Origin of the sequence: Glycomyces tenuis DSM 44171, from assembly GCF_000427885.1 — a bacterium.
Taxonomy (GTDB): Bacteria; Actinomycetota; Actinomycetes; order Mycobacteriales; family Micromonosporaceae; genus Glycomyces; species Glycomyces tenuis.
This window is the reverse complement of sequence record NZ_ATYW01000002.1, coordinates 157,893-168,391: the sequence shown is the minus strand read 5'-3', so window position 1 is coordinate 168,391 and position 10,499 is coordinate 157,893. Positions and strand designations below refer to the sequence as shown.

Genomic DNA, 10,499 nt, shown 5'->3' with positions numbered 1-10,499 from the left:
CGGTCCCCGCCGCGGCATCGGGCCCGATCCACCACCCTGATCGATAGGACACCATGGACACCCAGACCAAGCCGCGGCTGCGCACCGCGACGCTGGCCGGCGGCGCCCTCGCCGCGCTCCTCTCCCTGACCGCCTGCGGAGCGGGCTCCGACGACGGCGGCGGCGACAGCGGCGCCGAGGAGACCGCCGCCGAGACCACGGCCGCGGCCGACGCCGCGCCCGCCGAAGACCTGGCCACCATCGAAGGCGCCGCGGCCGCCTTCCTCGACAACGGCATCGAAGACCTCATCGTCGCGATCCTGGTCGACCAGGACTTCAACGCGGCGGCCGACGCGGCGGACCCGTACTGGTGCTCCGAATCCGTGGCGGAGATCCGCGCCATGGGCGATTCGCTGGCCGCGATGACCGAGGAGGAGCGGGCCGCGGCCATGGGAGAGCTGGGCGAACTCGAATCCGACGAGTTCACCGTGGAGTACGAGATCCTCGGCTCCACCGAAGAGGGCGACACGGGCACGGTCGAAGTCGAACTGACCAGCCCCAACCCGCTCACCGGCGAGGTCAGCACCGAGACCACCGATTTCGACATGGCCAAGGAAGAAGGCCAGTGGCAGCTGTGCGGGGCGTTCTTCTGACCGAGCGCGACGGCTGAGGCACGCGACGGCCCCGGGGCCATCGCGTCCGGACTCCGCCGCGTCGCCGACGTCTCCCGGCAGGGGCCGCGACCAGTGACGGAACGACCGTCCCGAGCGGACAGGCGGTTGGTCCGCCGGTGTTACTGTCACGGCGGGCCCTGAAGTCGGCCGAGGACGACCGCCGGCCGCTTCTGCTCGAGAGGCCCGCCCGTATTCTTCTCAGCCCTGATTGGAACCCATGAGCACTCACAGCAAGCTCGGCTCTGCCCGCCGAGCCGCGGCCGTGGTCGGCGGCGCCTTCGCCACCGCGCTGGTCCTCGCGGCCTGCGGCGGCAACGCGGACTCGCCCGACGCGGCAGTGGAGAACTTCTACGACAACGGCGCCGAGGACTTCCTGACGGCCCTCTCCGAAGGCGACTTCGACGAGCTCGCCGATGTCAGCGAGGACTACTTCTGCGCCGAGGACGTCGCGGACATCCGGACGACCGCCGACGAGATGAAGACGATGACCGACGAGGAACTCGACGCGATGGTCGGGTCGATGCCCGAGTTCGGCGACGTCTCCTTCGAGGTCGAGATCCTCGAGACCAGCGAGGAGGGCGACACCGCCACCGTCGAGGCCGAGGTGACCGGCCCGGACTTCGAGACCGGCGAGGAGTCCACCGAGACCACCACCATGGAACTGGTCAAGGAAGACGACGAGTGGAGGCTCTGCGGCGAGTTCCTGTAGCCGGAGGACCGATCTGACGAGGGCCCGGCGGCCTGGGCCGCCGGGCCCTCGCGCGTTCGCTTTGGGACGACACGCCCGCGAACAGGCAGAATATTTTGCTACCACTCAATAGCACGCGGTAGCATTCCCCTATGGCCATGACACTGCGACTCTCAGAAGAAGACGACCGCCTGCTCACCGAGCGGGCCGCCAAGGAGCACCGCTCCAAGCACGACCTCGTGGTGGAAGCCATCCACAGCTTCCTGACCGAACGTGAGCGACGGTTCGACGACCTGCTCGCACGCAGCCTGGAAGAAGACGGCGAGCTGCTGGATCGGCTCGCCGAGTGATCTACTATCTCGATCTCGATGACCTGATCAAGATCGCCATCGCGATCACGGGAAGCAGACGACCTCCGGTACGCGACTGGGGCCTGCTCGAATCGGCTCTCGCCAGGCCGCAGGCCGCGGTGTTCGGTGTGGAGGCGTATCCGGAATTGCACGAGAAGGCCGCCGCGCTGATGCATTCGCTCGCGCGGAACCACGCGATGGTGGACGGCAACAAGCGTCTCGCGTACTTGGCGGCCAAGCTGATGTTCGGCATGAACGGCCTCCACTTGAAGGTTCCTTCACCGGAAGAAGGCGACGACTTCGTACGGGCCGTGGCCCGAGGTGACCACGAGGTTCCCGAGATCGCCAAGGGGCTTGCGCAGTGGACCACTCCGCTCAAATAGAGCGAACCCGCGAAGGGGGCCCGGCGCTCGCCGGGCCCCCTTCACTTCGCACTCAGGCGCCGCAGCGTCTGCACGTCGGGCGGGTCTGGCGCAGGCGGGCCGCCGTGGCGGCGCCCAGGCCCAGGCCCCAGACGGTGTAGGCGGGGATCGCGGTCCACATGAACGCCTGGCCGTAGGGTGTGCCTTCGGCGTCGATCACCGTGCCGGTGAACAGGTTCGCGATCAACTGCACCTGCTGGAAACCGAAGTAGGCGATCATGCCTCCGGAGATGAACATCGCCGGGCCCAGCACGAGCCAGCGGGGGACGCGTCGCCCGGCCAGGCCGAGGACCCAGCGCGGCCAGATCAGGCCCCAGCGGTGGACGAGCGCCAGCGGCAGGAGCGTCCCGGCCAGGACGAAGCCGATCTCGAACACGATGGCCGCGGCGCCCGCGTCGAGGGGGGTCGCCTCGAAGCCGGCGAAGCCGTATTGGGCGGCGAGGCGGATGAGGCAGCCCGCGACCGCCGCGTAGGCGGCCACGAAGGCCCAGGTCGGGGCCTTGTCGGGGCGTGCGTGGCGCTCGCGTTGCCCGCACCGGGCGCAGGCGCCGCGCATGCGGCGCCGGTAGGCCAGGGCCGCGACCGCCAGCAGCGCCGCTCCGGCCACCATGCCGCCGCGTCCGAGGACCGAGGGCGGGCTGAACGGAAGGCCGAGGCCGGCGAGGACCCCGCCGATCACGTCGAGGAAGAACAGCGGGCTGGCGGCCACCATCGCCGCGACCGTGGCCCAGGCGGCGGCCAGTGCCGTGCGGGAGCGCTCGGTCAGGCGAAGCCCGAGGGCCGCCAGGGCCGCCGCGGCGCACAGGCCGACCGCGCCCCAGCCGGGGAAGAGCACCAGGTCCTGCGGCAGCGGGGCGAACTCGGGAGCGTTGCCGAGGGCCCAGTACGCGCGCAGTGCGCCGTAGGCGGCGGCCCACGCCAGGAGGGCGGTCGTGGCCCACGCGAGGGCAGGGTAGGTGCGGCTCGGCGCGGTCCGCTCGGGCGTCGTGGGGGCTGTCATCGTGCTCATGGCTCCGAGTCTGCTCGGAGCGGCGGCGCCGCGCCTGGCCCCGGCAGGTGAATCGGCTCCCCCGCGCGGGGGAACGCGGAGCAGGGCGGAACCGGCGGCTTCGCCATGAGGTGAGGACGCGGAGGGCCCGGCGGCTCGTGCCGCCGGGCCCTCCGCGTCGGTTCTACAGTTTGCGGACGGCGGCCCGCACCGTTCGGCCTTCGCCGGCTTCGCCGCCGGTGGCCTCCGGCGGGAGGTCCGCGAAGGACAGCTCCAGCGCGAGCGTCTCGCCTTTCACGAAGTCCGCGTGGGCTTCGACGGCAGCGCGCACGTCGCCCGCGGCGTCGACCACGGCCGCGACGCGGTCGGTGACGTCGAGGTCGGCGTCCTTGCGGGCCTGCTGCACGACCCGGACCACGTCGCGGGCGAGCCCTTCGGCGGCCAGTTCCGGGGTGACCTCGGTGTCGAGCACCAGCACTCCGGTGCCGCGCGGCAGGGCCTCGGTGTGGTCGGCGTCGACCGCGATCGTCGTCAGCTCGTACTCGCCGTCCTCCAGGACCACGCCGCCGGCGGTGACCGTGCCGTCTTCGACGGTCCAGTCGCCGGCCTTGACGGCCTTGATGACCCGCTGCACGTCCTTGCCGAGCCTGGGGCCCAGGACGCGCGGCACGAGCTTGAGGTCGGCCTTGGAGTAGGCATCGATGTTCGAGTCGAATTCGACGGTCTTGACGTTCAGCTCGTCCTTGAGCAGTTCGGCGAACGGTTCGAGGCGTTCGGCGTGGCCGGTGGCGACGGTGACCTTCGCCAGCGGCAGGCGCACCCGCAGTTTGCGGGCTTTGCGCATGAACAGGCCGACCGAGGCGATGTCGCGGACGGTGTCCATCGCCTCGACCAGGTCGTGGTCGGCGGGCAGGTCCGCGGCGTCGGGCCAGTCGGCGAGGTGCACCGAGCGGCCGCCGGTCAGGCCCCGCCAGATGTCCTCGGTGATCATCGGCAGCAGCGGCGCGGCCGCTTCGCAGGCGGTCTTGAGCGCCGTCGCGAGCGTGGCGAATCCGGCCTCGTCGCCTTCCCAGAACCGGTCGCGGGAGCGGCGCACGTACCAGTTCGTCAGCGACTCCAGGTAGGCGCGGAACGCGGAGGTCGCGCCGACCAGGTCGTAGGCGTCCATCGCCGCGGTGACGGTCTCGACCAGTTCCCTGGTCTTGGCCAGCAGGTACCGGTCGAGCTGGTGCTCGCTGGCGAGCGCGGCGGCGCGGGCCTCGGCCGGGGCGGCCTCGTAGCCGGCGGCGCCGGCGTAGAGCGTGTAGAAGTACCACACGTTCCACAGCGGCAGGACGATCTGGCGGACGGCGTCCCTGAAGCCCGCTTCGGTGACGGGCATGTCGCCGCCGCGCAGGACCGGTGAGGCGACGAGGAACCAGCGCATCGCGTCGGACCCGTACTCCTCGAACGAGACGCGCACGTCGGGGTAGTTCTTGAGCGACTTCGACATCTTCTGTCCGTCGGCGCCGAGCAGCGTCCCGTGCACCAGGGCGGTGCGGAACGCGGGCCGGTCGAACAGGGCGGTGGCGAGGACGTGGAGCAGGTAGAACCAGCCGCGGGTCTGCGCGGTGTACTCGACGATGAAGTCGCCTGGGTAGTGGTGCTCGAACCAGTCGGCGTTCTCGAACGGGTAGTGGACCTGCGCGAACGGCATGGACCCGGACTCGAACCAGCAGTCGAGGACTTCGGGGACGCGGCGCATGACCGATTTCCCGGTCGGGTCGTCGGGGTTGGGCCGGGTGAGTTCGTCGATGCCGGGCCGGTGCAGGTCGGTGACCTCGACGCCGAAGTCGCGTTCGAGCTCTTCGAGAGAGCCGTAGACGTCGACGCGCGGGTAGGCGGGGTCGTCGCTGGTCCACACCGGGATCGGGGAGCCCCAGAAGCGGTTGCGGCTGATGTTCCAGTCGCGGGCGCCTGCGAGCCACTTGCCGAACTGGCCGTCCTTGATGTGCGAGGGGGTCCAGTCGATCTCCTGGTTGAGTTCGACCATGCGGTCGCGGAAGCGGGTCACGGCGACGAACCACGCCGAGAGGGCGCGTTGGATCAGCGGCGATCCGCAGCGCCAGCAGTGCGGGTAGTTGTGGTTGTAGGTGTCGTGGCGCAGGAGCCGCTGGGTGGCCTTGAGGTCCTTGATGATCGCCTTGTTGGCGTCGAAGACGTGCATGCCGGCGTAGGGCGGGACGTCTTCGGTGAAGCGGCCGGAGTCGTCGACGGGCACGACCGGTTCGATGCCGGCGGCGTCGGTGACGACCTTGTCCTCTTCACCGAAGGCGGGCGCGATGTGGACGACGCCGGTGCCGTCGTCGGTGGTGACGTAGTCGGCGGCGAGGACGCGGTGGGCGCCTTCGCGGCCGACGAAGAAGTCGAACGGCGGCCGGTAGGCGAGGCCGAGGAGTTCGGTGCCCTTGTGGCGGGCGACCACTCGCGGTTCGTCGCCGAGTTCGCGGGCGTAGGCGGCGACGCGCGCCTCGGCGAGGAGGTAGCGGTGGCCTTCGGTCTCGACGACGACGTAGTCGACGTCGGGGTGGACGGCGGCGGCGAGGTTCGACGGCAGCGTCCAGGGCGTGGTGGTCCACACCAGGAGCTTCGCGCCGGCGAGGGGGGTGTCGCCGGTGATCTCGAGGCCGACGGTGACGGCGGGGTCCTGCCGGTCGCGGTAGGTGTCGTCCATTTTGGTCTCGGTGGCGGCCAGCGGCGTCTCGCAGCGCCAGCAGTACCACAGGACGCGGTAGCCCTCGTAGATCAGGCCCTTGTCGTAGAGGGTCTTGAAGGCCCACATGACGCTTTCCATGTAGGGCAGGTCGAGGGTCTTGTAGTCGTTCTCGAAGTCGACCCAGCGGGCCTGGCGGGTGACGTAGTCGACCCATTCGTCGGTGAACTGGAGGACCGAGGCCCTGGCGGCGGCGTTGAAGCGGTCGACGCCGTACGCTTCGATCTCGGCCTTGGATTTGAGGCCGAGTTCGCGTTCGGTGGTGACCTCGGCGGGCATGCCGTGGGTGTCCCAGCCGAAGCGGCGTTCGACGCGGTGCCCGCGCATGGTCTGGTAGCGCGGGACGATGTCCTTGACGTAGCCGGTGAGGAGGTGCCCGTAGTGGGGCAGGCCGTTGGCGAAGGGCGGGCCGTCGTAGAAGACGAACTCGTTCGCGCCGTTCTCGCCGGCCTCGCGCGCTTCGATGGAGGCGGCGAAGGTGTCGTCCTTGGTCCAGAAGTCGAGGACGCGGCGTTCGACCTCGGGCAGGTTCGGGCTCGCCGGCACGCCCCGTCGGGGGTCGTCGAGTGGATAGGCCATGGCTCGGTGTCTCCTCGTCACACCTGGTGGTCGTCTGGTGTGCGAGGACGGGCCCGGGGGCCCGCGGTACCACCTCGCTTGGCGCGCCGCTCGGCGCGCCCGCTCGATTCGGCGGCGGTGACGGGCCGCGTCCGTCCGGGTCTAGTGGGGCTTCACCGATTCGCGGCTTCGCATGCTCCGCCGTGGTGTGGCCTGTTCTTCCGGAAGCTCGCCGGTGATGGCCGGGTCGATGCTTTGCGTCCAAGTGTAACGCCCTGCGGGACGGGGCTCGCACCGGTTTTCGTTCGGGCCCGCGGGCATGTAAGATCGGCCACGTGAACAATCACGCGCGTAGCTGGTGGTGGCGTCGCTGAGGCGGCGTCGATGCTCCTGCGTGCAGTAAGCAAGCGACCGCCTCGATGGCGGTCGCTTCGTCGTATCCGGGGTCGGCCGCCGCGGGGCCCGAATCGAGATCGAGGCCGAATGAACACCTTTGAGACGCCCTGCGGGGTGACGATCCGGCGGTCCGTGGAGGATCTGTCCGACGGGGATCTGACCGAGGTCGTGAAGCGGGTCGAGACCCGCCGCGGCGGGGTCCTGTCCTCGGGGATGGAGTACCCGGGCCGGTATTCGCGGTTCCACCTCGCCTATGTCGACCCGCCGGTGGAAGTGGTGGCGCGGGGCCGCTCGGTGGAGGTGCGCGCGCTCAACGAGCGCGGCACGGTGCTGGTCGAGGCGCTGGGGCCGGCGCTGCGCGACGCGGGTGTGGGGGCCGTATCCGGCGGTGTCGACGGGGTGCGCGTCGAGGTGCCCGAGCCCGCGGGACGGGTGCCGGAGGAGCGGCGGTCGAAGCAGCCGACGGCGTTCACGGCGCTGCGGGTGCTGCTCGAGGCGCTGGCGTGCGACGACCCGTACCTGGGGCTGTGGGGGGCCTTCGGCTACGACCTGGCCTACCAGTTCGAGCCGGTGGCGCTCGCGAAGGACCGGGCGGCCGACCAGCGGGACCTGGTGCTGCATCTGGCCGACGAGGTGTACGTCGTCGACCGCAAGCGGGAGACGGCGCAGGTGTGGCGGTACGAGTTCGATTTCGGGGGGCGGGCGACCGACGAGCTGGGCCGGGAGACCGAGAAGCGGGCGTATGTGGCGGCCGGGGAGGTCCCGGCGGGGCCGGTGCCGGGCGTGTACGCGGACACGGTGCGCCGCGCGAAGCGCGAGTTCAAGGCGGGGAACCTGTTCGAGGTGGTCCCCGGGCACGAGATGTACACGGCGTGCGATTCGCCGACGGCGTTCTATGAGCGGCTGCGGGCGGCGAACCCGGCGCCGTACGAGTTCATCTTCAATCTCGGTGAGGGCGAGTACCTGGTGGGGGCCTCGCCGGAGATGTTCGTGCGGGTGCAGGGGGACCGGGTGGAGACGTGCCCGATCTCGGGGACGATCGCGCGCGGTGACGACCCGCTGCACGACGCCTCGCAGATCGCGGAGCTGATCGGTTCGCCGAAGGAGGAGTCGGAGCTGACGATGTGCACCGACGTGGACCGCAACGACAAGGCGCGCGTGTGCGTGCCGGGCTCGGTGAAGGTGCTGGGGCGGCGGCAGATCGAGATGTACTCGCGGCTGATCCACACGGTGGACCACGTGGAGGGGCGGCTGCGGGAGGACATGGACGCGCTGGACGCGTTCTTGACGCACATGTGGTCGGTGACGGTGACCGGCGCGCCGAAGACGTGGGCGATGCGGTTCATCGAGGAGCAGGAGACGACGCCGCGGCGCTGGTACGGCGGCGCGGTCGGCTTCGTCGGCTTCGACGGTTCGATGAACACGGGGCTGACGCTGCGGACGGCGCAGATCCGCGACGGGGTGGCGTGCGTGCGGGCGGGCGCGACGCTGCTGTACGACTCGGATCCGGACGCCGAGGAGGCCGAGACGCACCTGAAGGCGCGGGCGCTGCTGGAGACGGCCGCGGGCGGTGTGGGGGCGGCGGCGCCGGTGCCGACGCCGATCGAGGTGGCGGGCGGTCCGGCGGGGGCCGGGCGGCGGGTGCTGCTGGTCGATCACGAGGACTCCTTCGTGAACACGCTCGGGGATTATTTCCGGCAGCACGGCTGCGAGGTGACGACGCTGCGGTTCGGTTTCGACGCCGGTGAGGCGTTGGACGAGCTCGCGCCGGATCTGGTGGTGCTGTCACCGGGGCCGGGCCGCCCGGAGGACTTCGGGACGGCCGCGCTGCTCGACGAGCTGGAGCGGCGCGAGGTGCCGGTGTTCGGGGTCTGCCTGGGGCTGCAGGCGATGGTCGAGCACGCGGGAGGCTCGCTGTCGCTGCTGCCGGAGCCGAGCCACGGGAAGCCGGGGGCGGTGAAGGTCGGCGGGGGCGGGCTGTTCGCGGGGCTGCCGGACGAGGTGACCGCGGCCAGGTACCACTCGCTGTACGCCACGGCCGACCAGGTGAAGGGCGATTTCACGCCGACGTCGGCGATCGGCGAGGTGGTGATGTCGATCGAGGCGCCGGGCAGGCGCTGGTTCGGCGTGCAGTTCCATCCGGAGTCGATCCTGACCGCGGCCGGGGCGCACGGGCACCGGATCATCGGGAACGTCCTGCGTCTGACCGCGCGGTAGTGGTTCGCGCCGGGCCGCTGGACGCCGACGGTTACAGTGGCCCGGTCTTGTGGCGGTGTCGACGAAAGGACTCCTGTGGGCGGCTCGACCGATGACCGGACCGTCGTCAGCGAACCGGGCTGGTTGACTCCGGCGCTCTGGGTGGGCCTTCCGCTGGTGGGCGGCGTGCTCGGCTGGGTGCTGACGCTCGTGGCCGAGTGGTATGTCGGTCTGCCGGTCGCGCCGCTCCAAGGACCGGTGGAGTGGCTGACGGACTTGTCGACGGTGCCCAGGATCGCCGTGGCCGTCGGCGTCGGCGTCGTGGCCGGCCTGGTGATCGCACTGCTCATCGTGAGCGCGCTGCTCACCGTGACCGTCGACCGCCGCGGCATCGAGACCAAGCGGGGCGACGACGAGCAGCGCGCCGAGGCGGCCGCGGTCGCGTCGGTGTTCGTCGAGGACAAGCGGATGGTGGTGCTCGGACATCGCGGCGAGGAGCTGGTCTCGGTCGAGTTCGACCTGGACCGCAGGGAACTGCGGGCGGCGGTGGAGCGGCACGGCTACCGCTGGTCGGAGGGCGACCCGTTCAAGGACGCCTACCGGCTGTGGGTGCCGGACGCCGAGGGGCTCCCGGCGGGCGCGAATCCGGTGCTCAAGGCCCGTCAGGGCGCGGTCCGGGACGGCAAGGGCGACGACGCGGCCGAGCTGCGCGCGGAGTTGGCGAAGCTCGGCGTCGTCGTGCGCGATGAGGACAAGAAGCAGCACTGGCGGCTGATCGACGAGTCGGCCCGCTGAGGCGGAGGCGTCAGTGCGCTATTCGAGATCGTCGGGGAGGAGCCGGAACGCCCGCTCGGGTCCGGAGATCGGTGCGATCGAACGGAAATGGCGTCGGTCGAGGGTCAAGACGTCCGTCGTCGAGTAGCGGGCGGCCAGAACGACGTTGACGGCATCGGTCAGTCCGATTGCGAACGAGCGGTATTGCGCTCGCATCGGCCGTGTCGCGGCGATGAGATCGTGGTCGATCGTCGGGACCGAATAGGCGCCTTCGCCTGCCTTTGCCGCGATGTGGTCTGCCACCGCCATCGCCGTGTCCTCACCGAGATGGCCCGCCACCAGGTAGTCGAGTTCGGCGAGAACGAGCGGGGAGACCACTAGATGGCTGCATTGCGCGATCGCCTTGCGGCACGGTTCGTATTCGGGTTCGTCGGTGTTGACCGTCGCCAGTAGGCCTGAAGTGTCGGCGATGAGGATCAACGGTCGGTTCCGAAGCCGTCCAGGAGTTCATCGGTGCGGTCGGCGAGCCGCCGTCCGGCACTGGCGCTCGGCATCTCGCAGGAGCCGAGCGGCGGCCCGTGTTGAGCGAGGACCAGGTCCACGCCTTCACGGAGCAGGTCCGCCTCGCTGCGGCCGAGCCGAGCCGCCATCTGCTTCAAGGCGGCGTGCTGGTCTTTCCGCAGGTAAACAGCTGTCTGACGCATAAACATATTGTACACGTA

General features: G+C 70.5%; 10 protein-coding genes. 6 read left to right on the top strand and 4 right to left on the bottom strand.

The annotated features are described in order from the left end of the window. The first annotated feature begins 53 nt into the window (after positions 1-53). The 4 genes from YWW_RS0103320 to YWW_RS0103305 all read left to right on the top strand — a co-directional run bounded on the left by YWW_RS0103320 (position 54) and on the right by YWW_RS0103305 (position 2,074). Entirely contained in the window at positions 54-632 is a 579-nt protein-coding gene (locus YWW_RS0103320; protein ID WP_026928980.1) for a nuclear transport factor 2 family protein, read from the top strand. Between the two features lie 238 nt (positions 633-870). Continuing rightward, positions 871-1,362: an Rv0361 family membrane protein gene (locus tag YWW_RS0103315; protein WP_026928979.1), complete on the top strand. Its 492-nt coding sequence runs from the start codon at positions 871-873 to the stop codon at positions 1,360-1,362. Positions 1,363-1,493: 131 nt separating this feature from the next. Beyond that, the gene (locus YWW_RS0103310; protein WP_026928978.1) at positions 1,494-1,691 is read left to right on the top strand and encodes a ribbon-helix-helix protein, CopG family; all 198 of its coding nucleotides are present in this window, start codon (positions 1,494-1,496) and stop codon (positions 1,689-1,691) included. Continuing rightward, entirely contained in the window at positions 1,688-2,074 is a 387-nt protein-coding gene (locus tag YWW_RS0103305) for a type II toxin-antitoxin system death-on-curing family toxin (RefSeq protein WP_026928977.1), read from the top strand. Before YWW_RS0103310 ends, YWW_RS0103305 begins: the two co-directional genes overlap by 4 nt. A gap of 52 nt (positions 2,075-2,126) precedes the next feature. Here the strand turns inward: YWW_RS0103305 and YWW_RS28085 are convergent, their stop codons facing one another. After that, entirely contained in the window at positions 2,127-3,122 is a 996-nt protein-coding gene (locus YWW_RS28085; RefSeq protein ID WP_051325326.1) for a hypothetical protein, read from the bottom strand. Positions 3,123-3,285: 163 nt separating this feature from the next. Then, a complete protein-coding gene (gene ileS, locus YWW_RS0103295; RefSeq protein WP_026928976.1) occupies positions 3,286-6,432 on the bottom strand; it encodes an isoleucine--tRNA ligase in 3,147 nt (1,048 codons plus the stop codon). 462 nt (positions 6,433-6,894) lie between these two features. Between ileS and YWW_RS0103290 the strand changes: the two genes are divergently transcribed. Both YWW_RS0103290 and YWW_RS0103285 read left to right on the top strand, forming a co-directional pair. Then, positions 6,895-9,024 carry an anthranilate synthase component I gene (locus YWW_RS0103290; RefSeq protein WP_026928975.1) on the top strand — a complete coding sequence of 710 codons (2,130 nt, stop codon included), beginning with the start codon at positions 6,895-6,897 and terminating at the stop codon, positions 9,022-9,024. A gap of 75 nt (positions 9,025-9,099) precedes the next feature. Further along, a complete protein-coding gene (locus tag YWW_RS0103285) occupies positions 9,100-9,798 on the top strand; it encodes a YqeB family protein (protein WP_026928974.1) in 699 nt (232 codons plus the stop codon). Between the two features lie 18 nt (positions 9,799-9,816). On the opposite strand, the gene YWW_RS0103280 is transcribed toward YWW_RS0103285, so the two are convergent. After that, positions 9,817-10,257, bottom strand: coding sequence for a PIN domain-containing protein (locus tag YWW_RS0103280; protein WP_026928973.1), 441 nt, complete (start codon positions 10,255-10,257; stop codon positions 9,817-9,819). Next, positions 10,254-10,481, bottom strand: coding sequence for a hypothetical protein (locus tag YWW_RS35690; RefSeq protein WP_155829877.1), 228 nt, complete (start codon positions 10,479-10,481; stop codon positions 10,254-10,256). The genes YWW_RS0103280 and YWW_RS35690 overlap by 4 nt, the downstream gene beginning before the upstream one ends. Between the last annotated feature and the right edge of the window lie 18 nt (positions 10,482-10,499).